This is a genomic window from Raineyella fluvialis (assembly GCF_009646095.1).
Taxonomy (GTDB): Bacteria; Actinomycetota; Actinomycetes; order Propionibacteriales; family Propionibacteriaceae; genus Raineyella; species Raineyella fluvialis.
This window is the reverse complement of the sequence record NZ_CP045725.1, coordinates 3,396,863-3,419,031: the sequence shown is the minus strand read 5'-3', so window position 1 is coordinate 3,419,031 and position 22,169 is coordinate 3,396,863. Positions and strand designations below refer to the sequence as shown.

General features: G+C 69.2%; 16 protein-coding genes, 3 tRNA genes and 1 pseudogene. 14 read left to right on the top strand and 6 right to left on the bottom strand.

Going from position 1 to position 22,169, the window contains the following annotated elements; all coding sequences use genetic code 11:
- Positions 1–172: 172 nt before the first annotated feature.
- A complete protein-coding gene (locus Rai3103_RS15730; protein WP_153573362.1) occupies positions 173–1,474 on the bottom strand; it encodes a thymidine phosphorylase in 1,302 nt (433 codons plus the stop codon).
- Positions 1,475–1,561: 87 nt separating this feature from the next.
- Between Rai3103_RS15730 and Rai3103_RS15725 the strand changes: the two genes are divergently transcribed.
- The 8 genes from Rai3103_RS15725 (at position 1,562) to Rai3103_RS15690 (ending at position 9,612) form a co-directional block, all read left to right on the top strand.
- On the top strand, positions 1,562–2,404 hold the full coding sequence (locus Rai3103_RS15725; RefSeq protein WP_153573361.1) for a fumarylacetoacetate hydrolase family protein: 843 nt from the start codon (positions 1,562–1,564) through the stop codon (positions 2,402–2,404).
- Positions 2,401–3,933, top strand: coding sequence for a glutamate--tRNA ligase (gene gltX / locus Rai3103_RS15720; protein ID WP_479685343.1), 1,533 nt, complete (start codon positions 2,401–2,403; stop codon positions 3,931–3,933). The genes Rai3103_RS15725 and gltX overlap by 4 nt, the downstream gene beginning before the upstream one ends.
- Position 3,934: 1 nt before the next feature.
- Entirely contained in the window at positions 3,935–4,912 is a 978-nt protein-coding gene (locus tag Rai3103_RS15715) for a CPBP family intramembrane glutamic endopeptidase (protein WP_153573360.1), read from the top strand.
- Between the two features lie 100 nt (positions 4,913–5,012).
- Positions 5,013–5,087 (top strand) — tRNA-Gln (locus Rai3103_RS15710).
- Positions 5,088–5,158: 71 nt separating this feature from the next.
- Positions 5,159–5,234: transfer RNA gene (locus Rai3103_RS15705), tRNA-Glu, on the top strand.
- 177 nt (positions 5,235–5,411) lie between these two features.
- A tRNA-Glu gene (locus Rai3103_RS15700) sits at positions 5,412–5,484 on the top strand.
- A gap of 258 nt (positions 5,485–5,742) precedes the next feature.
- A complete protein-coding gene (locus Rai3103_RS15695) occupies positions 5,743–7,608 on the top strand; it encodes a KUP/HAK/KT family potassium transporter (RefSeq protein ID WP_194793365.1) in 1,866 nt (621 codons plus the stop codon).
- A 51-nt stretch (positions 7,609–7,659) separates the two neighbouring features.
- On the top strand, positions 7,660–9,612 hold the full coding sequence (locus Rai3103_RS15690; RefSeq protein WP_153573359.1) for a potassium transporter Kup: 1,953 nt from the start codon (positions 7,660–7,662) through the stop codon (positions 9,610–9,612).
- Between the two features lie 7 nt (positions 9,613–9,619).
- Here Rai3103_RS15690 and Rai3103_RS15685 read toward each other — a convergent pair whose 3' ends face one another.
- Both Rai3103_RS15685 and Rai3103_RS15680 read right to left on the bottom strand, forming a co-directional pair.
- Positions 9,620–9,862: a hypothetical protein gene (locus tag Rai3103_RS15685; RefSeq protein ID WP_153573358.1), complete on the bottom strand. Its 243-nt coding sequence runs from the start codon at positions 9,860–9,862 to the stop codon at positions 9,620–9,622.
- Positions 9,863–10,031: 169 nt separating this feature from the next.
- Positions 10,032–10,214, bottom strand: a complete 183-nt coding sequence (locus Rai3103_RS15680; RefSeq protein ID WP_153573357.1) for a hypothetical protein — start codon at positions 10,212–10,214, stop codon at positions 10,032–10,034.
- Positions 10,215–10,372: 158 nt separating this feature from the next.
- Between Rai3103_RS15680 and Rai3103_RS15675 the strand changes: the two genes are divergently transcribed.
- Positions 10,373–12,412 carry an NAD(+) synthase gene (locus Rai3103_RS15675; protein ID WP_153573356.1) on the top strand — a complete coding sequence of 680 codons (2,040 nt, stop codon included), beginning with the start codon at positions 10,373–10,375 and terminating at the stop codon, positions 12,410–12,412.
- An 88-nt stretch (positions 12,413–12,500) separates the two neighbouring features.
- Positions 12,501–14,417 (top strand): ABC transporter ATP-binding protein, encoded by a 1,917-nt coding sequence (locus Rai3103_RS15670; protein ID WP_153573355.1) that lies wholly within the window; start codon positions 12,501–12,503, stop codon positions 14,415–14,417.
- A 22-nt stretch (positions 14,418–14,439) separates the two neighbouring features.
- Here Rai3103_RS15670 and Rai3103_RS15665 read toward each other — a convergent pair whose 3' ends face one another.
- Positions 14,440–14,952: a DNA-3-methyladenine glycosylase gene (locus Rai3103_RS15665; protein WP_239022363.1), complete on the bottom strand. Its 513-nt coding sequence runs from the start codon at positions 14,950–14,952 to the stop codon at positions 14,440–14,442.
- 233 nt (positions 14,953–15,185) lie between these two features.
- On the opposite strand from Rai3103_RS15665, the pseudogene Rai3103_RS15660 reads away from it, so the two are divergent.
- Positions 15,186–17,329 (top strand): annotated as a pseudogene (locus Rai3103_RS15660) (6-phosphofructokinase); the annotation flags it as partial.
- A 126-nt stretch (positions 17,330–17,455) separates the two neighbouring features.
- Here Rai3103_RS15660 and Rai3103_RS15655 read toward each other — a convergent pair.
- The gene (locus tag Rai3103_RS15655; protein WP_153573353.1) at positions 17,456–18,184 is read right to left on the bottom strand and encodes an IclR family transcriptional regulator; all 729 of its coding nucleotides are present in this window, start codon (positions 18,182–18,184) and stop codon (positions 17,456–17,458) included.
- 185 nt (positions 18,185–18,369) lie between these two features.
- On the opposite strand from Rai3103_RS15655, the gene leuC reads away from it, so the two are divergent.
- Both leuC and leuD read left to right on the top strand, forming a co-directional pair.
- Positions 18,370–19,785 carry a 3-isopropylmalate dehydratase large subunit gene (gene leuC, locus Rai3103_RS15650; protein ID WP_153573352.1) on the top strand — a complete coding sequence of 472 codons (1,416 nt, stop codon included), beginning with the start codon at positions 18,370–18,372 and terminating at the stop codon, positions 19,783–19,785.
- A gap of 11 nt (positions 19,786–19,796) precedes the next feature.
- Entirely contained in the window at positions 19,797–20,402 is a 606-nt protein-coding gene (leuD, locus tag Rai3103_RS15645; protein WP_153573351.1) for a 3-isopropylmalate dehydratase small subunit, read from the top strand.
- Between the two features lie 64 nt (positions 20,403–20,466).
- On the opposite strand, the gene Rai3103_RS15640 is transcribed toward leuD, so the two are convergent.
- A complete protein-coding gene (locus tag Rai3103_RS15640) occupies positions 20,467–21,024 on the bottom strand; it encodes a hypothetical protein (RefSeq protein WP_153573350.1) in 558 nt (185 codons plus the stop codon).
- An 86-nt stretch (positions 21,025–21,110) separates the two neighbouring features.
- Here Rai3103_RS15640 and Rai3103_RS15635 point away from each other — a divergent pair, with 86 nt between their 5' ends.
- Complete coding sequence (locus tag Rai3103_RS15635) at positions 21,111–22,118, top strand: NAD(P)H-dependent glycerol-3-phosphate dehydrogenase (protein ID WP_153573349.1); 1,008 nt, start codon at positions 21,111–21,113, stop codon at positions 22,116–22,118.
- The last annotated feature ends 51 nt before the right edge of the window (positions 22,119–22,169 follow it).

Here is a 22,169-nt window from a genome sequence, read left to right as displayed (position 1 = left end):
TGGCCACTCAGCCAGCGGCTGACAACGATCATGCGGGAGATCCGGGGCATCCCGATGACCCTCGACTGGTCCGCCCTGGGGCGGCCGAGCCGGTCGGTGCAGTGGTCCGCAGGGGAGTGGTGGGGGAGGATCCGGATCCGGACCAGTGGTTCTAGACCGACGAGCGGCCGGGTCACTCGACCCGATCCTGGACCAGCGGCGGGCGCGTCGAGGCGGCCCCGGGCTCAACGATCCGGACAGCGTCGTCCAGGGCTGCCCGTGCCGCCGCGAACCGCTCGGGCGTGTCGGTGTGCAGGGTCAGCAGCGGATCACCGGCCCGGACGAGGTCCCCCGGCTTCGCGTGCAGCTCCACGCCCGCCGCAGCCTGGACGTCATCCTCCTTGCGGACGCGACCAGCCCCCAGGTGCCAGGCGGCCAGGCCGACCGCCATGGCATCGAGCCGATCGAGCACGCCACTGGTCGGCGCGGTGACGACATCCGTCTCGAGGGCGCTCGGCAGAGGTGCGTCGGGGTCGCCGCCCTGGGCTCGGATGAGCCGGCGCCAGCGGTCCATCGCTCGCCCGGAGGAGAGCACCTCGGCCGGGTCAGCGTCCGAGCCGACCGCCGCCAGCATCTCGGCGGCCAGGGCAAGGGTGAGCTCCACCACGTCCGGCGGCCCACCACCGGCGAGCACCTCCACCGCTTCCCGGACCTCCAGGGCGTTGCCGGCGGTCAGTCCCAGGGGCGTCGACATGTCGGAGAGCAGGGCGACGGTGCGCACTCCTGCGCCGGTCCCGATCCGCACCATGGTGCGCGCAAGCTCGCGCGCCTCGGCCAGATCCTTCATGAAGGCGCCGGAGCCGACCTTGACGTCGAGCACCAGAGCCTCGGTGCCCTCGGCGATCTTCTTGGCCATGATGGAGGAGGCGATCAGGGGGATGGACTCGACGGTGCCTGTCACGTCGCGCAAGGCGTAGAGCTTCTTGTCCGCCGGGGCCAGGTCCGGCCCCGCCGCGACGATCGCGCCGCCCACCTCGGCGAGCTGGGAGCGGACCTGCGCGGAGGAGAGATCCCCCCGCCACCCCGGGATCGACTCGAGCTTGTCCAGAGTGCCGCCGGTGTGGCCGAGTCCGCGACCGGAGAGCTGGGGGACCGCCACGCCGCAGGCGGCCACGAGCGGGGTGAGCACGAGGGTGATCTTGTCGCCCACCCCGCCGGTGGAGTGCTTGTCCACCGTGGGCCTGCCCAGATCGGAGTAGTCGAGCCGTACGCCACCGTCGATCATGGCGGCGGTCCAGGGATCGATCTCCGCCGCGGACATGCCTCGGAAGAACACCGCCATCGCGAGCGCGGACATCTGTTCGTCGGGGATGAATCCCGCGGTGTAGGCCTCGATGATCCACCGCGCCTCGTCGGGAGACCACTGTCCACCGTCCCGTTTACGCCGGATCAGGTCGACGGTGCTGTAGCGCCGGGGGTCGAGGTGGCCGTCCATGTCGCCATTGTGCCCGGTCGGTGCGGGCCATGGCCGCCGTGGCGGGCGCGGACCCGGAGGGTCACGCGGGCGCGATAAGGTGAGGCAATGCGAATCGCACGCTACTCGATCGCCGGACAGGACCCCGCCTTCGGGGTGGTCGAACTGGCCGAGGACGGCGGCGGGCATCCCGACACCGTGAGCGACCTCACCGGGGACCCGCTGGCGGGTCCGGTCCAGTACACCGGGGCGCGACACCGGCTGGGCGACGTCCGGCTGCTGGCGCCGGTCATCCCACGCTCGAAGATCGTGGGGGTCGGGCGCAACTATGCGGCGCATGCGGCTGAGCTCGGCAACGAGGTCCCGGCCACACCGCTGTGCTTCTTGAAGCCCAACACGGCCGTGATCGGCCCGGATGAGGTCATCGTCCCGCCGGCGGCCTCGCGCTTCATCAGCTACGAGGGTGAACTGGCCGTGGTCATCGGCCGGATCTGCAAGGACGTCCCGGTCGAACGGGCCGAGGAGGTCATCTTCGGCTACACCGTGGCCAATGACGTCACCCTGCGGGACCTGCAGGAACCCGACAAGCAGTGGTCGCGGGCCAAGGGGTTCGACACCTCCTGCCCGCTGGGACCGTGGATCGCGACGCATCTCACCCTCGACGAGGCGTCCGACCTGATGATCACGACGGTCGTCGGCGGCGAGCAGCGCCAGCACGGGTCGAGCGCCCTGATGATCCGGTCGATCGCCGAGCTGATCGCCTACGTCACCAGTTTCACCACCCTGCTCCCCGGCGACGTCATCCTCACCGGCACCCCGGCAGGTGTCGGGCGGCTCGAACCCGGCCAAGAGGTCTCGGTGACCATCGACGGCATCGGCACCCTGACCAACACCCTGGTCCCCACGCCCGTGGCGGACCCCACCTCGACAAGCGGAGACAACGCGCAGTGAGTGACACCAGCACCGACCAGCACGGCAGGACCGACGTGGACGTCCTGGGGGGCATCGCCCCCGAGGACGTCAGGGTGCGCTTCCCACCGTCACCGACCGGCAACCTCCACGTCGGCAACGTCCGCTCCGCTCTGTTCAACTATGCCTTCGCCCGCCACTACGGGGGCACCCTGGTGCTGCGCATCGAGGACACCGACGTCGCCCGGTCGACCGAGGAGTACTACGACAACGTCATCGACTCCCTGAAATGGTTGGGTATCACCTGGGACGAGGGCCCCGACATCGGCGGCCCGTACGGTCCCTACCGGCAGTCCCAGCGCACCGAGATCTACCAGCAGGTCATCGCCCAGCTGGTCGAGTCCGGTGCCGCCTACCCCTGCTACTGCACCCGCGAGGAGCAGGAGCAGCGGGAGGCCGCCCGTGGCGGTGACACGATCGGCTACGACGGTCACTGCCGCACTCTGAGCGCCGCGCAGATCGAGGCGTACGAAGCCGAGGGTCGTACGCACGTGCTGCGCATCCGGATGCCCGAGGGGGAGGTCGCGTTCGACGACCTGGTCCGTGGCCATGTGGCGTTCGACACCCGCCATGTGCCCGATTACGCGATCGTGCGCTCCAACGGCGAGCCGCTCTACACGCTGGTCAATCCGGTGGACGACGCCCTGATGGGCATCACCCACGTGCTGCGCGGGGAGGACCTGCTCTCCTCGACGCCCCGTCAGATCGTCCTGTACGAGGCTCTGGCCCGGATCGGTGTCGGGTCGGGCATTACCCCGCGCTTCGGGCACCTGCCGATCGTGATGGGGGAGGGCAACAAGCGGCTGTCCAAGCGCGACAAGGGGTCGGGGCTGGAGGAGTATCGCGAGCGTGGCTTCCTGCCCGAGGGCCTGATGAACTACCTGGCGCTGCTGGGCTGGTCGATCAGTGACGACCGCGACGTCTTCACCATGGCAGAGATGGCCGAGGCCTTCGACATCCGCCGTGTCAACGCGAACGCTGCCCGCTTCGACCACAAGAAGTGCGAGGCGATCAACGCGGCCCACATCCGGTTGCTCTCCGCCGAGGACCTGGCCGCGCAGATCACCCCGTTCCTGCAGGGCGCCGGTTTCGTCGCGACGCCCGCGACGCCGGCCGAGAAGCGCCTTCTCGTCGGCGCCGCCCCGCTCATCCAGGAGCGGTTGACCTGCCTGTCCGACGCGGTCGAGAAGCTGGCCTTCCTCTTCACGGCGGACGAGGAGCTCGAGATCGAGCCCGCGGCCGCGTTGAAGCCGGACGAGGAAGCCGTCCTGCTGGCCTCGCGTAACGCCCTGGTGGACGCCGACTGGGACCACGACTCCATCGAGGCGGCCCTCCGCAGCGCTCTGGTCGACGATCTCGGGCTCAAGCCCCGCAAGGCTTTCGGTCCGCTCCGCACGGCCGTGACGGGCAGCAAGGTGTCTCCGCCGCTCTTCGAGTCCATGGAGTTGTTGGGCCGCGAGTCCAGCCTGGTGCGGATCGACCGGGCACTGGCCTCGGTCACCAAGGCCTGAGGTGGCGGCGACCCCGGTCCCCGCCCGCGGACGTTTCGAGACGTTCATCGGAGGATTCGAGGATCCGCCCCCGGGGGTCCCCTATCCGATGCTGCTGCGGCGGGCGGGGACCGAGGCCTGGCGTACGCTCTTCGGCGTCATCGCGGCCTTCGTGTTCTACCTGACGGTGGCCTCGGTGCTGCCCAGCATCGTCATCGCCATCGCCTGGCTGGTGGAGGCGAGGGGTCGCTCGTACGCCACCTTCAGCGCCGACGCCGTCGCCTACCTCGACCCGGCCGGGATGCTGGGGATGAACGTCGCCATCGGCAGCCTGGTCCTGGTGAGCTGGCTGATGGTCGCGGGCATCCACCGGACCAGGCCGGGCTGGCTGGCCTCGGTGGGACCCCGGATCCGATGGCGTTACCTGGGTGCCTGCGCGGGGGTGGCCATTCTGGTCCTCAACGCCGGGCAGGTGGCCCTGTGGATGATCAACGGGGTCGCCGTCCATCTCGTGCCTCAGCCGGGCTTCTGGGCCTTCATGGCGGTCGTCCTGGCGACCACCTGGGTCCAGGCGACGGGGGAGGAGTACTTCTTCCGCGGCTACCTCATGCAGGCCCTCGGGTCATTGACGCCGACGCCGTGGTTCGGCGTGCTCACGTCAGCGGTGGTCTTCGCGGTGATGCACGGTTCGCAGAACGTCCCACTTTTCCTCAACCGCCTGGCGTTCGGACTCGTCGCCGCCCTCCTGGTGTGGCGGACGGGTGGCCTGGAGGCCGGCATCGCCGGCCACGTGGTCAACAACATCTCCGCGTACGTCTGGGCCGGGTTGACCACCGGGATCGCCGCGACGCGGGGCCTCACGGAGGTCGGCTGGCTCAACTCGCTGGTGATCGTCGGCGGATACGGCCTTTACGCGCTGGCATCCTGGGGGATCGCCCGGGCAATGCGACTGGAGACCGCCACGCGGGCCCTTCCCCGGACCAGCGGGCGGGTGGCGTGAGAGCCGCCGCACGGTCCGGCCCGGCGGACACGCGGATTTGTGTTGTCGGGGAGGCTTGCGCTAGAGTTTCACGTCGTTGCCCCCCGGGGTGACAAACCCTTGGGGTATGGTGTAATTGGCAGCACGAGTGATTCTGGTTCACTTAGTCAAGGTTCGAGTCCTTGTACCCCAACCAAGAAAGTCATGATGGAATTCGTTATTTCTGTCGGGCTTTCCCAGATTTCCGGTCCTACGGAAATCGGCTAGGGCCCCGTTGTGTAGCGGCCTAGCACGCCGCCCTCTCAAGGCGGTAGCGCGGGTTCGAATCCCGTCGGGGCTACCAGGGAAATCCCTCCGCTGAGCGGGGGATTTTTTGGTTGCCGCGTTACCGCTCGAGGCGGGCGTTGCCACGGCTTCGCCCGGCCGCCCGAAGAGGGGCCGGCTACGGTGGCACGATTTGAGCCCGGGTGGCCCCACCTGCTAAGCTTCCGCAGGTTCCCCACCAAGGGGGAGCAGCTGGGGCCCCGTTGTGTAGCGGCCTAGCACGCCGCCCTCTCAAGGCGGTAGCGCGGGTTCGAATCCCGTCGGGGCTACTGGAACGAACGCCCGGCCGACATCAGTCGGCCGGGCGTTCGCGTTCCGCAGGTGCCTCCCGCGTTCCGCAGGTGCCGACGACCTCGACGGAAGGTTGGCCCCAAGGGTCCTCTCAGGGGGACACTGGCATCATGCCGCACACCGAAGGCCGCCGCCGTTCCCGCTCGTTCGGGCGCTCCGACAGATCGACGGACGTCACCCTCACGATGATCCCCACGATCCGCGAGGGCCGGCCCGGGGAGGGTAACCGGAATCCGATGGCGGGCCTGGCCCTCGCAGCCCTGGGAGTCGTCTTCGGCGACATCGGCACCAGCCCGCTCTACGCGATGCAGACCGTCTTCGCGGCGCACCACAACGACGTGAAGCCGGTCCCCGAGGATGTCTTCGGTGTCATTTCGATGGTGCTGTGGTCGATCACTCTGATCGTGTCCTTCAAGTACATCTCGCTGGTGATGCGGGCCGACAACGAGGGAGAGGGCGGAATCCTCTCCCTCACCGCCCTGCTGCGCGACAACGTGACCTCGGTGCGACGTATCGCCATCGTCACCGCACTCGGCATGACCGGTGCCGCGCTGTTCTTCGGCGACTCGGTGATCACGCCGGCGATCTCGGTGATGTCGGCCGTGGAGGGCCTCGCCGTTGTCAATCCTGGTCTCGAGAAATGGGTAGCACCCGCCTCCGTGGTGATCCTGTCCGGCCTGTTCATGGTGCAGAAGCGAGGTACCGCCACCGTCGGCAGGCTCTTCGGGCCGATCATGGCGATCTGGTTCCTGACCCTCGCCCTGCTCGGCGTCCCGCACATCATCAGCCATCCCCAGATCCTCGGCGCGGTCTCACCGCACCACGCCATCGGGTTCGTCCTCTCCCATCCGCTCATCGCGTTCATCGCGATGGGCGCCGTGGTGCTGACCATCACCGGCGCCGAGGCGCTCTACGCCGACATGGGCCACTTCGGCAAGTCGCCGATCCGGTTCTCCTGGTTCATCCTCGTCTTCCCCAGCCTCGCCCTGAACTACTTCGGCCAGGGGGCCATGCTGTTGGAGGACCCGGGGACGGTGAACAGTCCGTTCTTCAACCTCGCGCCCTCCTGGGCGACGCTGCCGCTCGTCGTGCTCGCCACCCTCGCCACCGTCATCGCCTCGCAGGCGGTGATCTCGGGCGCGTTCTCGGTGGCCCGCCAGTCCGTACGGCTCGGGCTCTTCCCGCGGTTGCTGGTGCGCCACACCTCGAAGCTGGAAGGCGGCCAGATCTACCTGCCCGCCGTGAACTGGATCCTGTTCGTCGGCGTGCTCACGCTGATCGGGGTCTTCCGCAGCTCGACCAACCTGGCGTCCGCCTACGGGTTGGCGGTGACCGGCACCCTCATCCTGGAGAGCCTGCTCTTCCTCTCCCTGGCGCACATGGTCTGGCACGAGGCCGGGTGGAAGATCGCGGTCTACATCCTCATCGTGCTGAGCGTCGAACTGGCGTTCTTCGGCGCCAATCTGGCGAAGGTGATCAGCGGTGGCTGGCTGCCGCTGCTGATCGCCACCCTCGTGCTGCTGATCATGACGACCTGGCGCAAGGGGTACGTCCTGGTGGCCGAGCACCGCCGGCAGTTGGAGGGCCCGCTCGACGAGTTCGTCGAGGCACTGCGGGCCAGTGACATCCCGCGGGTCTCGGGCGTCGCCGTCTATCCCCATCCCAATCGCGAGACCACGCCGTTGGCGCTACGCTCCAATGTGTACTTCAACCACGTCGTGCACGAACATGTCATCCTGATCGAAATCGTCAACGAGAACGTTCCGCACATCCGGCATGTCGACCGGGTCCGGGTGCACGATCTCGGTTTTGAGGACGACGGGATCGTCCACATCAGCGTCCACGTCGGATTCAGCGATTCCCAGGACGTCCCCAAGGGACTCGCCCTCGCCGTAGGCCGTACCCCCGAACTGGACATCCGTCCGGGCGAGGCGCACTATTTCCTGTCGGTATTGACACTGCACGCGACCGGCTCGTCGCGGATGACGCGCTGGCGCAAGCAGTTGTTCGTGTTGATGGCGAACAACGCGGCCTCGCGGACCGATGTGTTCCATCTCCCGCCGGACCGTACGGCGGTGATGGGCGCCGAAATGGAGATCTGAGAGTTCGGCCCTTCAGCCAGTGCTCAGGCTCACGGAACAAGGATGAGTCATATGGGTCCAGTCAGCACTGGTCGTCGGCAGGGTCAGGCGCCTGATCCCGACACCACGACGATCACCTCGCTCCATGGTCGGTCGAAGCTCCCCGGCCTGGCCCTGGCGGCCTTGGGCGTCGTCTTCGGCGACATCGGCACCAGCCCGCTGTACTCGATGCAGACCGTCTTCAGCATCGACCACAACAACGTCAAGCCCGTCCCGGTCGACGTCTACGGCGTGATCTCGATGGTGCTGTGGTCGATCACCCTGGTCGTGACTTTCAAGTACGTGATCCTGGTCATGCGCGCCGACAACGACGGTGAGGGCGGCATCCTCGCCCTCACCCACCTGCTGGTCGACAAGGTCCAGCAGCGGCGGCGGATGTCGATCGTCCTGGGCCTTGGCATGTTGGGAGCGGCCCTCTTCTACGGCGACTCGGTGATCACCCCGGCGATCTCGGTGATGTCGGCCATCGAGGGCCTGACTGTGGTGGACCCGGGCTTCCAGGACCTCGTCCTGCCACTGTCGGTGGTGATCCTGTCGGTGCTCTTCTTCGTCCAGAGATGGGGCACCGCCGCGGTGGGGCGCGCATTCGGGCCCGTGATGACCGCGTGGTTCATCATCCTCGGCCTGCTCGGTGTGCCCCACATCGTCGAGCACCCGGGCATCCTCCGTTCCGTGTCCCCGACGTACGCCCTGGCCTTCGTCCTGGAGCATCCGCTGACCGCCTTCATCGCGATGGGTGCGGTCGTGCTGACCATCACCGGTGCCGAGGCCCTGTACGCCGACATGGGACACTTCGGTCCGCTGCCGATCAAGGTCTCCTGGTTCGCCATCGTCTTCCCGGCCCTCGCCCTGAACTATCTGGGGCAGGGAGCGATGATCCTCAACGACCCGAGCACGATCGACAACCCCTTCTTCGAGATGGCCCCGGTCTGGTCGCGGCTGCCCTTGGTGGTGCTGGCGACCCTCGCCACCGTGATCGCCTCGCAGGCCGTCATCTCGGGCGCCTTCTCCGTCTCCCGCCAAGCCGTACGCCTCGGCCTGCTGCCGCGCCTGCTGGTGAAGCACACGTCGAAGGAGGAGGGCGGCCAGATCTTCGTGCCGCTGATCAACTGGGTGCTCTACCTCGGTGTGCTCGCGCTGATCTCGGTCTTCGGCAGCTCGGCCAACCTGGCGTCGGCGTACGGCTTGGCCGTCACCGGTACCCTGCTGCTGACCAGCCTGCTCTTCCTCGCCCTGGCCCACATGGCCTGGCACCAGCCGCTGTGGAAGCTGATCTTCTACGGCGCGACCGTCGTGCTGGTCGAGGTGTTCTTCTTCGCCGCGAACCTGGCGAAGGTGGTCAGCGGCGGCTGGTTGCCGCTGCTCATCGCCAGCCTCGTCATCCTGGTGATGACCACCTGGCGGCGTGGCTTCAACCTCGTCTCCCGCAGCCGCCGGGAGCTCGAGGGCCCACTCGATGAGTTCATCGAGGCGGTGCACAACTCCGAATTGCCCAGGATCCCTGGAACCGCTGTGTTCCCGCACCCCAACAGCACCACTGCCCCGCTGGCCCTGCGGACCCTCGTGATGTTCACCCATGCGATGTTCGAACACGTCGTGCTCGTCGAGATCGTCAACGAGAACGTCCCGCACATCCGGCACAAGGACCGGGTGCACGTCCATGACCTCGGCGACGCGGCGGACGGGATCGTGCACATCAGCGTGCACGTGGGGTTCAACGATTCCCAGGACATCCCGCGTGGCCTGGCGCTCGCTGTCGGCAAGAGCGCCGAGCTGGACTTCGAACCCCAGCAGGTGCGCTACTTCCTGTCCGTCCTGACGTTGCGACCGACCGGGGACGCGAGGATGGCCGCGTGGCGCAAGCGCCTCTACGTGCTGCTCGCCAACAATGCGGCCTCGCGCACAGAGGTGTTCCACCTGCCGCCGGAACGGACCGTGGTGATGGGGGCCGAACTGGCCCTGTAGGCGCGGCTCACTCGGTGAAAGTGACGTCCCACCCGTCCTTGCGGGTCACGACGGCGACGGCGGCCGGCGCGGGGCGACGATTCATCGCCAGGTAGACGGTGCGGGCGAGCTCCACGGCGGCCTGCTCGGAGCGGGCCTGTTTCCTGCTCACCTCGATGGTGGTGGTGTCGGGGCCGTCGTCCGCGCCAGCGGCGTCGCGCGCCGCCGGACGTCGCGATCGTGGCGGCTCCTGTCGGGGACCGGTACTCATCGTGGCGTCACTCCCGTCGCTGTGCTGTGGTGCGCCAGGCATCGCCCGGGGCACGCGAAAGGGTCCGGCCCCGGGAGCCGGACCCTTTCGGGTGAGGTCGTCATGGTTGTCCGTGACTCCATTCTGCACAGCCGGCGCCCGGTGGCAGCGCGGCACGCCGAGCAGATGGTCAGTCGACGCGTGGGGGTTCGTCGCCGCGGGGATCGGGATCGTCCTCCACCTCGTCGACCTCGTCGTCCATCGGTTCCTCGCGCTCGTCGGTCCAGACCTCGCTCTCGTCCGGATCGTACGCATCCGGCTCGATGCTGTCCGCCAGGTCGGCCTCGGAGATCTCGCTCTCGTCGGAGTCCATCACGCCCTCCCGATCGTTGGTCCACTGATGATCAGAATCCTAGGTCGATCCGGCCGGGCCCGGGTCGGCTTCGGCCGAGCACATGGGCGGGTGGCCCCGGGGCGGTGCAGAGGGTCGTTAGGCTGGTCTCCCAGCAGCCATCGGCCCGAGGAGGATCCGTGCACTTCGCATCGGCGTACGACCAGGGGTTCCTCCGGGTCGCCGCGGTCACGATCCCGATCATCGCTGCCCAGCCGGCGCGCAACGTCGAAGCCGTGATCGAGGCGGCCGAGGAGCTGTCGATCCGTGGCGTGGGCGTCGCGGTGTTCCCGGAGCTCTGCCTCACCGGATACTCGCTCGACGACCTCTTCCTGCAGAGCCCCTTGCTGGACGCCGCCGAGGAGGCCCTCGCCACGCTCGTCGAGGCGAGCAGCGAGGTGCTGCCGGTGCTGCTCGTCGGACTCCCGGTCCGGCACGGCAATCGCGTCCTCAACGCCGCCGCCGTGGTGCACCGCGGCCAACTGCTCGGTGTCGTCCCCAAGGCGTACGTTCCCACCTATCGGGAGTTCTACGAGCGGCGATGGTTCGCTCCCGGTGACGATATCCGCGGTGAGATCACCCTCGCCGGGCGGACGGTGCCGATCGGGACCGACCTGCTCTTCGCCGCCGACGACGTGCCGGGGCTGGTGCTGCACACGGAGGTGTGCGAGGACATGTGGGTGCCGGTCCCGCCCAGTGCCCCGGCCGCCCTGGCCGGTGCGACGGTCATCGCCAACCTGTCGGGCTCACCCATCACCGTCACCAAGGCCGAGCACCGCAAGCTGCTGGTGCGAGCAGCGTCGGCGCGGTGCCTGATGGCCTACATCTACGCGGCCGCGGGGGAGGGGGAGTCCAGCACCGATCTGGCCTGGGACGGACAGACGTTCGTCTACGAGAACGGTGACCTGCTGGCCGAGACCGAGCGTTTCCCCGAGGGCTGGCGGTGCTCGGTGGCCGACGTGGACCTGCAGCGCCTCACTGCCGAGCGCTACCGACAGGGCACCTTCGACGACAACCGGCGCACCCACGCGGATCGGGCCGGGTCCTTCCGTACGGTCCGTTTCCGGTTGGAGCCGCCGCGGCACGACATCGGCCTGGAGCGAACGATCGACCGCTTCCCGTTCGTGCCCGCCGATCCCGACCGGCTCGCACTCGACTGTTACGAGGCCTACAACATCCAGGTCGCCGGGCTCGTCCAGCGCCTCGGCGCCATCGGGACCCCGAAGGCGGTCATCGGCGTCTCCGGCGGTCTGGACTCGACCCACGCTCTGCTCGTGGCGGCGCGCGCCATGGACCGGCTCGGTCGCCCACGGACCGACATCCTTGCCTACACGATGCCCGGCTTTGCGACGACCGCGCACACCCGCGGCAACGCCGAGGCACTCTGCCGCGCCCTCGGGGTCAGCTTCGAGGAGCTCGACATCCGGCCCGCCGCCCGCCAACTGCTGGCCGACCTGGGCCACCCCTTCGCCGGCGGAGAGCCCCTCTATGACGTGACGTTCGAGAACGTCCAGGCCGGTCTTCGCTACGACTACCTGTTCCGGTTGGCGAATCAGCGCGGCGGCATCGTGGTCGGCACCGGCGACCTCTCCGAGCTGGCCCTCGGCTGGTGCACGTACGGCGTCGGTGACCAGATGTCGCACTACGGGGTGAACACCGGGGTCCCGAAGACGCTCATCCAGCACCTGATCCGGTGGGTGATCTCCTCGGGGCAGGTCGGGGAGGAGACCGCCGCCATCCTGCGGTCCATCCTCGACACCGAGATCAGCCCCGAGCTCATCCCGGTCGCCGAGGGCGAGAAGCCCCAATCCACCCAGGACTCGATCGGACCGTACGCGCTGCACGACTTCACCCTGCACCACCTCCTCCGGCTGGGGTTCGGCCCGGCGAAGATCGCCTTCCTGGCCCAGCACGCCTGGCAGGATCCCGAGCGGGGCCACTGGCCGCCCGGTTATCCGGAGGAGGAACGCGCCTCGTACGACCTGGCCACGATCCGCCGCTGGCTCGAGGTGTTCCTGCGCCGCTTCTTCGCCAATCAGTTCAAACGCTCCGCGCTCCCCAACGGGCCGAAGGTGCTGGCGGGAGGGTCGCTCTCGCCCCGGGGTGACTGGCGGATGCCCTCCGATGTCGCCGCGGCCGCCTGGTTGTCGGAGCTGGACAGGGACGTCCCCCTGGCGTGACCGGCCGCCCGTCGCGCGACGCGGCCGGGCTGTCATTGACGGGCACTAGCATGTCCCCGTCCCATCCCAGCGAGCCCCGGAGCCGCTCATGCGATCCCTGGTCCGGATCCTGTCGACCACCAAGGAGCTCTGGCCCTCCTACCTGGGGATCGTGCTCAGCTCGGTGCTGATGTCGGTCACCTCCCTGGTGACGCCCTTCCTGATCGGGCGGGCCACCGACGAGGTCGTCGCGCTGGCCGGCGGTCGTGGCGGCACGACCAGGACGATCGTGCTGATCGCCCTGGCGCTGCTCGCCGCCGAGCTCCTCAACACCGTCCTGACCAACGTCGGCGGGTACCTCGGGGACACGATGACGGCGCGGCTGCGCCAGATCCTGTCGACCCGCTATTTCGAGAAGCTGCTCGGGCTTCCCCAGCGCTACTTCGACAACGAGCTCAGCGGCACGATCATCGGGCGGCTCTCGAGGTCCATCGCGGAGGTGACGAACTTCCTCAAGTCCTTCTCCAACAACTTCTTCACGATGCTGATCACCACGGTGGCGGTGCTGGTGATCAGTGCCTTCTACGCGTGGCCACTGGCCGTCCTGCTGGCGGTGATGTTCCCCGCCTACATGTGGCTGACGGCCAGGACGTCGTCGAACTGGCAGCGCCTGGAGGGGGAGAAGAACGAGCAGGTCGACATCGCCAACGGGCGCTTCTCCGAGGTGATCGGCCAGATCCGGGTCGTGAAGAGCTTCGTCCGGGAGCGCGCGGAGTTGGCCGCGTTCGACCAGCGATACGGCCGCACCATCGCGCTGACCCGGCAACAGGCGCGTCACTGGCACGGGATGGACACTGCCCGCCGCGCCGTGCTGAACGTGGCCTTCCTCGGCATCTACCTGGTGATCTTCCTCCAGACCGCCCACGGGGTCTTCACCGTCGGTGTGATGGTGCTCCTCATCCAACTGATGAACATGGCCCGCCAACCGGTGATGATGATGAGCTTCATCATCGACTCCGGTCAGCGGGCCATCGCCGGCTCCGTGTCGTACTTCGAAGTGATGGACGAAACGGTGGAGGAGCGCGCCACCGTGGGATCGGTGGCGACGGCTGTCGACGCCGGACCCGAGGGGCCGCAGGCGCCCGCCCGTACGATCGACGACCATGTCATCGCCTTCCACGAGGTCGACTTCGCCTACGAGCCCGGCCGCCCGGTGCTGCGCGACGTCACTTTCCACGCTGACGCCGGCGAGCGGATCGCCCTGGTGGGCGAGTCCGGCGGCGGGAAGTCGACCCTGGTCAACCTGCTGCTGGGCCTCTATCCGCCGGACGCGGGCAGGGTCACCCTGCAGGGACAGGAGACGGCGAGCCTGCCGCTGGACGTGTTGCGGCGTCGCGTCGGCGTCGTCTTCCAGGACCCGTCCCTGTTCTCGGGCACCATCCGGGAGAACATCGCGTACGGTCGCCCGGACGCCACCGACGAGGAGGTACGCGAAGCCGCCCGGCGCGCCAACGCCGATCGCTTCATCGAACGGTTCCCGGAGGGGTACGAGGCGCTGATCGGGGAGCGGGGCGTCAAGCTGTCCGGTGGGCAGAAACAGCGGGTGGCGGTGGCCCGCGCCATGCTCAAGGACGCGCCGGTCCTCGTCCTGGACGAAGCGACCAGTTCGCTCGACACGAAGTCCGAACGGCTCGTCCAGGAGGGCCTGGAGGAGCTGATGACGGCGCGGACGACGCTGATCATCGCGCACAGGCTCTCCACCATCTCCTCGGTCGACCGCATCGTCACCCTGCGCGACGGACGCGTGGACGAGATCGGCACCCCGGAACAGTTGGCCACCTCCGGCGGCATCTACGCCGAGTTGCTCACCCTCCAGGCCTCGAACACGCTCGCGGACCGGGCGCGTCTGAAGGCGTTCGGGATCGATGCCGGCGGGGCCGACACCGGCGACCCCGACGGCGCCGACCTGGATTCCGGCGGCGTGCACGGCCAGGGTGACGGGGCGGACCTGGCCCGCCGCAGCTGACACCGGATCAGCCGGCACCGGATCAGTCGGCCAGCGCCTTTGGGTGGCGCTTGAAGGGCGAGACCGCCGTCGAGGTCGCATCCCAGAAGCGCCACGGCCGGTCGGCGGCCGTGGAGACATTCACCCGGGGACCGATGCCCAGGGTCGCGGGCCGGCGCAGGGCCGGCAGCAGGCGTACGGAGCCGCCCTCGAGCAGATCCGTGCCGTTGTCGGCGGCGGTGATCCCCAGGGCCCGGCACAGGTTGCCGGGACCGCGGGCAAGGTCGCGATCGGCCACCGGGGCGGCCCGCCGCTCGGCCCGCCGGGCGCGTGCCAGGTCGTGGCCCTCCTCGACCTCGCCCGCGCGGAGCAGCACCGCGGTCGCGACGCCCTCGGGGCCGCACACCACGTTGCAGCACAAGGACCCGTGCAACGCGTACACGTACAGGTGGCCACCGGGCCCGAACATCACCGCGTTGCGACGGGTCGGGCCACGGTAGGCGTGCGAGGCCGGATCGTCGGCGCCCTCGTACGCCTCGACCTCGACGAGGCGCACCGTGACGCCGCCGAGTCGCAGCCGGCAGCCGAGGAGGAGGGGGCCACCTCGAGGGCGTGACGGGACAGATCGGGCACCACCTCGCCACTGTCGCACCCCTCGGCGATGCTGACCGGGCCGGTCCATAGACTGGGGCGCGTTCGCCATCGCCCAGCGGAAGGAACATCACCGTGTCCGATACCCCAGGACCTGTTCGGATCGGTGTCCTCACCAGCGGTGGCGATGCCCCGGGCATGAACCCCGCGATCCGCGCGGTGGTCCGGTCCGCCATCGCGGCCGGTGCCGAGGTCTTCGCGGTCCGCGAGGGCTGGCAGGGTGCCGTCAACGGCGGCGACGAGATCGAGGCGCTGGAGTGGGATGACGTCTCCGGCATCCTCCAGCGCGGCGGCACCGTGATCGGCACTGCGCGCTGCCAGGAGTTCCGCGAGCGGGACGGACGTCGTACGGCGGCTCTCAACCTGGTCCGCAACGGGATCGACCGGCTCGCCGTCGTCGGCGGCGACGGGTCCCTCACCGGAGCCGACATGCTGCGCCAGGAGTGGCGCGAGCTCCTCGCGGAGCTGGTCGAGGAGGGGCAGCTCGAGCGTGAGGTGGCCGAGGCCCACCCCGACCTGATGATCGCCGGCCTGGTCGGGTCGATCGACAACGACATGGTCGGCACCGACATGACGATCGGCACCGACACCGCCCTGCACCGGATCATCGAGGCGACGGACGCGATCGCCTCCACCGCAGCCTCGCACCAGCGGATCTTCATCGTCGAGGTGATGGGGCGTGAATGCGGCTACCTCGGGCTCAACAGCGCCGTCGCCGGCGGCGCTGCGTACGTGTTCATCCCCGAGGCCCCGCCGGCCGAGGGCTGGCAGCAGCACATGTGCGAGCTGATCCTGCGCGGTCGGGCCGCCGGCCGCCGCGACTCGCTGATCATTGTCGCGGAGGGTGCCCGCGACCGCAGCGGCAACCCGATCAGCTGTGACACCGTGCGCGAGGCCCTCCAGGCCAACCTGGGCCAGGATGCCCGGGTCACCATCCTCGGTCACGTCCAGCGGGGCGGTTCGCCCACCGCGTACGACCGGTGGATGTCGTCGATGGTCGGCGTCGCGGCCGCCGAGGAGTTGCTCAACGCCACCCGCGACTCGGTGCCGGTCGTCATCGGCGTCCACCGCAACAAGGTCATCCGCAGTCCCCTGGTGGACGCCGTCCGCGCCACCCGGGCGATCGGGACCTGGTCCGCGCCCACGACTTCGAAGCAGCGATTGATGCCCGCGGCGACGGGTTCCGCCGGATGGTGGAGATCTTCAACGCCCTCGCCGAGGCCGAGCCGCGGGTGACCCATGGACACCGGGCGAAGCGGATCGGCATCCTGCACGCCGGTGGTCTGGCTCCGGGGATGAACACCGCCGTGTGGGCCGCCGTACGGCTGGGCATCGATGCCGGCCACACCATGCTCGGCATCCAGGGCGGCTTCCCCGGCTTCATGCGGGGCCGGGTGAGCGAGTTCGCCTGGGGCGACGTCGAGGGCTGGACCGGCATGGGGGGTGCCGAACTCGGCACCCGACGCGAGGTGCCGCGCTCGGAGGAGCTGTACGGCATCGCCCGCACCATCGAGGAGCACGCGATGGATGCGCTCCTGGTGATCGGTGGGTTCAACGCGTACGAAGCGGTCCAGCTGATGATGGACGAGCGGCGGCGCTACTCGGCGTTCGACCTGCCCGTCGTCGTGCTGCCCGCGAGCATCGACAACAACCTCCCGGAGTGGCGGATGGCCGTCGGCGCGGACTCGGCCCTCAATGTCGCGATGCAGTCACTGGACCGGATCAAGCAGTCGGCAGCGGCGAGCCGACGGTGCTTCGTGGTGGAGACCATGGGCCGCAGCTGCGGCTTCCTGGCCCAGGCCAGTGGTCTGGCCTCGGGGGCCGAGCGCGTCTACCTCAACGAGGAGGGCATCACCATCTCCATGCTGGAGGAGGACGTCCGCCAGATGCGCGCGGCGTTCGAGCAGGGCCGCCGGTTCTACTTGGCCGTACGCAACGAGGACGCCGCCGAGTACTACACCGCCGACTTCCTCGCCCGCCTTTTCGAGGCGGAAGGCGGTGACCTCTTCGACGTCCGGCCGATCATCCTCGGCCACGTGCAGCAGGGCGGCAACCCCACCCCGTTCGACCGGCTGGTGGCGACCCGTCTGGCGGCGGCCGGTATCGAGGAGCTCGATCGCCAGTTCGCGGACAAGCAGCACGCCTACGTCTTCGCCTCCGAGCGGGACGAGGGGTACGCGATGACGCCGTTCAAGGATTTCCGTGACCTGGTGGACTTCGAGACCCGCCGCCCGCTCGAGCAGTGGTGGCTGGCGATGCGTGAGGTCGCGGAAAAGGTCAACACGCGTTCGTTCGCCGACCAGCCGCTGGGCACGGCGCCGGGGGAACTGGCCGCCGCCGAGGCACGGGGTGAGAAGGCGGGCCGCCGGCGCGCCCGCGGCAAGTTCGCCGGCTGACCGGTGGGGTGGTCAGGACTCCTGACCACCCGACCGGCGCAGGACCTCGCTGAGGCGGTCGGCCGCGGCCATCACCGCCGGGGCGTGCAGTCGACCCGGCTGGCGGGTGAGTCGCTCGATCGGTCCGGAGACGCTGACGGCAGCGATCACCTTGCCGGAGGGGGAGCGCACCGGCGCTGACACGGAGGCGACGCCGGGCTCCCGCTCGCCGACGGACTCCGCGAAACCGTGCCGGCGGACGCCGGTGAGGGCGACGGCGCTGAACTCGGCCGACTCCAGGCCGCGCTGCATCCGGTCCGGATCCTCCCAAGCGAGCAGGACCTGGGCGGCTGAGCCCGCGGACATGGTCAACTGGCTGCCGATCGGCACGGTGTCGCGCAGACCGGAGGACCGCTCGGCCGCGGCCACGCAGATCCGGATGTCGCCCTGGCGTCGGAAGAGCTGTGCGGATTCGCCGGTGATGTCCCGCAGCCTGGCCAGCACCGGGCCTGCCGTCGCCACCAGGCGGTCCTCGCCCGCGGCCGCCGCCAGCTCGGCGAGTCGGGGACCCAGCACGAAGCGTCCCTGCAGGTCGCGCGCGACCAGACGATGGTGCTCGAGGGCCACAGCCAGGCGATGGGCGGTCGGGCGCGCCAGCCCGGTACTCTGGACCAGACCCGCCAGCGTGGTGGGACCGGTCTCCAGGGCACTCAGTACGAGGGCCGCCTTGTCGAGGACGCCGACTCCGCTTCCGTTATCCATATTTCGATATTGCCGTCTCGGGATGTGAAACGCAAGTCCCGGTGGTCTCTCAAACGACGCACTCCTTTGCTACGATGATCTCACGAAATGGGACTTACGTCTCGCATTGTAAGACCGCACGATGCAGTGTGCACCTCCGGTCGGCATGCAGAGCGGTCCTTGTTGATCCGGATGGAGGACATTCGATGGGTAAGACCCTGAGCGAGAAGGTCTGGGAGGACCATGTGGTCCGTTCCGCGGACGGGGAACCCGACCTGCTCTACATCGACCTGCAGCTCGCCCACGAGGTGACGAGCCCGCAGGCGTTCGACGGGCTGCGCCAGGCCGGTCGCCGTGTACGCCGTCCCGAGCTCACCATGATCACCGAGGACCACAACACCCCGACCGACGACATTTTCGCGCCGGTCGCCGACCCGGTGTCCAAGCTCCAGCTGGACACCGTGCGGAAGAATGCGGAGGAGTTCGGCCTGCCGATCCACTCCCTGGGTGACATCGACCAGGGTGTCGTGCACATCATCGGCCCGCAGCTCGGTCTGACCCAGCCGGGCATGACGATCGTCTGTGGTGACTCGCACACCGCCACCCACGGCGCGTTCGGTGCGATCGCCTTCGGCATCGGCACCTCCGAGGTCGAACACGTCTTCGCCACCCAGACGTTGCAGCAGGCCAAGCTGAAGACGATGGCCGTCAACGTCAATGGTGAGCTGCCCGAGGGCGTCACCGCCAAGGACGTCATCCTGGCGATCATCGCCAAGGTCGGCACCGGCGGCGGCCAGGGCCACATCGTCGAGTACCGCGGCAGCACCATCGAGGCACTCTCGATGGAGGGCCGGATGACGATCTGCAACATGTCGATCGAGTGGGGGGCCAAGGCCGGCATGGTCGCCCCCGACGAGAAGACCTTCGCCTACCTCGAAGGGCGTCCCTACGCACCCCAGGGCGCCGACTGGGATGCCGCGGTGGCCTACTGGAAGACCCTGCGGACCGATGACGACGCGACCTTCGACGTCGAGGTCGACATCGACGCCACCCAGCTCAGCCCGTTCGTGACCTGGGGGACCAACCCGGGTCAGGGCGTGCCGCTGGCGGCGGCCGTTCCCGCCCCGGAGGACTTCTCCGACGAGGTCGACCGGACCGCTGCCGAGAAGGCGCTGGAGTACATGGGCCTGACCGCGGGTACCCCGATGAAGGACATTCCGGTCGACACCGTCTTCGTCGGCTCCTGCACCAACGGCCGGATCGAGGATCTCCGCCTCGCCGCGTCCATCATCAAGGGTCGCAAGGTCGCCGAAGGCGTGCGGATGCTCATCGTCCCCGGCTCGCAGCGGGTCCGCCAGCAGGCCATGGACGAGGGCCTGGACAAGGTCTTCACCGAGGCCGGTGCCGACTGGCGCTTCGCCGGCTGTTCGATGTGCCTCGGCATGAACCCCGACCAGCTGAAGCCGGGCGAGCGTTCGGCCTCCACCTCGAACCGCAACTTCGAGGGCCGGCAGGGCAAGGGTGGCCGTACGCACCTGGTCTCCCCGGCCGTCGCCGCCGCCACCGCGGTCGCCGGTCACCTGGCCGGTCCCGCCGACCTGCCCGTCCTGCAGAACGCCTGAGGAGTATCGCCATGGAGAAGTTCATCGAGCACACCGGCACGGCCGTTCCGCTGCGCCGCAGCAACGTCGACACCGACCAGATCATCCCGGCGGTCTACCTCAAGCGCATCACCAAGACCGGCTTCGAGGACGGGCTGTTCGCCGCCTGGCGCCAGGACCCGGAGTTCGTCCTGAACAAGCCCGAGCGTCAGGGCGCCACCATCCTGATCCCGGGCCCGGAGTTCGGCACCGGCTCGTCGCGTGAGCACGCGGTGTGGGCCCTGCAGAACTACGGCTTCAAGGTCATCATCGGGTCGCGCTTCGGCGACATCTTCCGCAACAACGCCGGTAAGTCGGGGCTGCTCGTCGCGGTGGTCCCCCAGGACGTCGTCGAGAAGCTCTGGGACGCGACCGAGGCCGATCCGGCCCTCCCCGTGACCGTCGACCTCGACGCCCGGACGATCACCGCCGGTGATCTGGTCGCACCCTTGGAGGTGAACGACTACACCCGCTACCGGCTGATGAACGGTCTGGACGACATCGGCGTCACCCTCACCCACGAGGACGAGATCGCCGCGTACGAGGCCAAGCGGCCGAGCTGGAAGGTCGCCACCCTCCCGCTGCGCACGCAGGACTGAGTCCGCCACCACCGCCGCGCCTCGGCCGGGAGTATCACCTCCCGGCCGAGGCGCGGCGTGCTGTCTAGTGCCAGGCGCTGACGACCCGCGGTTCGGCACCGAGGGTGACCATCACCTGCAGACGCTGTCCCGGACGCAATCCGAGCACGGGGTCCAGCAGGGCGGTCGGGGACAGCTCGGCCCGCCAGCCCTCGTCGGTCAGCACCATCCATGGGCCGGTCCACGGTGTCTCTCCGGGAGTGCCGGTCACGGTGACCCCCAGATGACGTACCGGCGTATCCGCCGGTCCCAGCATCGCCGCGCCATGCCGGCCCGCCCGGGCCGAGTCGGCGTCGGCAGGCATCTCCATCTGCTCGGTCGCCTGTCCGGGAACCATGCCGGCGACCTGCGCCTCCGCACCGTACGACCGCAGTCGCGCGGCGAGCCCGATCCACGGGGAACCCGTCGTGCCGGCCACCACCACCCCGACCCGCGTGCCGGTGGAGGTCACGTCATCGATCCGGTCCAACAGGGCGCACAGGGCCAGTCGGTGCCGGGCCGGCGCGGGCCAGTCCCGGAAGGCCTCGGTGGCGTCCGGATCGGGGGGCAGCAGCCAGTGGACGGGATCGCCGAGATCGCTCATGCCTCGGATGCTGGCACACCTGTCTGCTCGACGACCAGCGGGGCGGTGCGGGCGCGGCGTCCGGCCGGCGACGATAGGCTGACCGGATGGCACAGTGCTGCATCCTCGGAGCGGGCAACTGGGCGACAGCCTTCGCCAGGGTCCTCGCCGACGCCGGTCACGACGTCACGCTGGTGGCCCGCCGTCCCGTCATTGCCGACGGGGTCAACCAGCGCCACCACAACCCCTCCTATCTCTCCGACATCGAGCTCGGCCCGACGGTGGGCGCCACCACCGATCCGGTCCGCGGTCTCGCCGGCGCCGATCTGGTCGTGCTTGCACTGCCCGCCCAGCACCTGCGCGGCTATCTGCGCCACCTGGCCACCCTGCCGGTCTGGCGCGATGCCACGGCCCCCGTCCTGAGCCTCGTCAAGGGAATCGAGACGGGGACGGACATGCGGATGAGCGAGGTGATCGAGCAGGTCGGGGGAGTGCCCACGGCCAGGATCGCCGTCCTCTCCGGTCCCAACCTCGCGCGCGAGATCGCCGAACGGCAGCCTTCCCTGTCGGTCGTGGCGGCGAGGGAGGCCGCCGTGGGTGAGCTGGTCCAGCAGTGGTGCCTGACCCCTTCGTTCCGGGCGTACACCCTCGACGACGTGGTCGGCGTCGAGATCGCCGGAGCGGCCAAGAACGTCATCGCTCTCGCCGTCGGCATGGGGGAGGGGCTGGGCTATGGGCACAACGCCCTCGCCTCGTTGATCACCCGGGGGCTGCACCAGGTGGCCGCCCTGGGTGAGGCGATGGGGGGTCGGCGGGAGACCTTCGCGGGCCTGGCCGGCCTCGGCGACCTGGTCGCCACCTGCATGTCGCCTCTGTCGCGGAACCGTACGTTCGGCGAGCGGCTGGGCCGCGGCCTGGGGGTGGAGGAGGCGGCGCGGGAGAGCCGGGGGGTGGCTGAGGGCGTGGCGACGAGCCGCGCGGTACGCGATCTGGCCCGCGCCTACGAGGTCGACATGCCCATCGTCTCGGGGGTCGTCGAGGTCCTGGAGGGACGTACGTCACCCGCGGCTCTGGTCCCGGTCCTGATGCAGCGGGAGCCCAAACCCGAGTGGTGATCGGGCTCGGTTCACCGGTCCGGAGTGCCCTCCCGACGGCGGTAGGGTGTT

Coding starts and splice junctions, on each gene's coding strand:
- Rai3103_RS15685 (WP_153573358.1), bottom strand. CDS start 9,862: ATGAGTACCGGTCCCCGACAGGAGCCGCCACGATCGCGACGTCCGGCG.
- leuC (WP_153573352.1), top strand. CDS start 18,370: ATGGGTAAGACCCTGAGCGAGAAGGTCTGGGAGGACCATGTGGTCCGT.
- Rai3103_RS15670 (WP_153573355.1), top strand. CDS start 12,501: ATGCGATCCCTGGTCCGGATCCTGTCGACCACCAAGGAGCTCTGGCCC.
- leuD (WP_153573351.1), top strand. CDS start 19,797: ATGGAGAAGTTCATCGAGCACACCGGCACGGCCGTTCCGCTGCGCCGC.
- Rai3103_RS15655 (WP_153573353.1), bottom strand. CDS start 18,184: ATGGATAACGGAAGCGGAGTCGGCGTCCTCGACAAGGCGGCCCTCGTA.
- Rai3103_RS15680 (WP_153573357.1), bottom strand. CDS start 10,214: ATGGACTCCGACGAGAGCGAGATCTCCGAGGCCGACCTGGCGGACAGC.
- Rai3103_RS15730 (WP_153573362.1), bottom strand. CDS start 1,474: ATGGACGGCCACCTCGACCCCCGGCGCTACAGCACCGTCGACCTGATC.
- Rai3103_RS15640 (WP_153573350.1), bottom strand. CDS start 21,024: ATGAGCGATCTCGGCGATCCCGTCCACTGGCTGCTGCCCCCCGATCCG.
- Rai3103_RS15635 (WP_153573349.1), top strand. CDS start 21,111: ATGGCACAGTGCTGCATCCTCGGAGCGGGCAACTGGGCGACAGCCTTC.
- Rai3103_RS15690 (WP_153573359.1), top strand. CDS start 7,660: ATGGGTCCAGTCAGCACTGGTCGTCGGCAGGGTCAGGCGCCTGATCCC.
- Rai3103_RS15695 (WP_194793365.1), top strand. CDS start 5,743: ATGGCGGGCCTGGCCCTCGCAGCCCTGGGAGTCGTCTTCGGCGACATC.
- Rai3103_RS15725 (WP_153573361.1), top strand. CDS start 1,562: ATGCGAATCGCACGCTACTCGATCGCCGGACAGGACCCCGCCTTCGGG.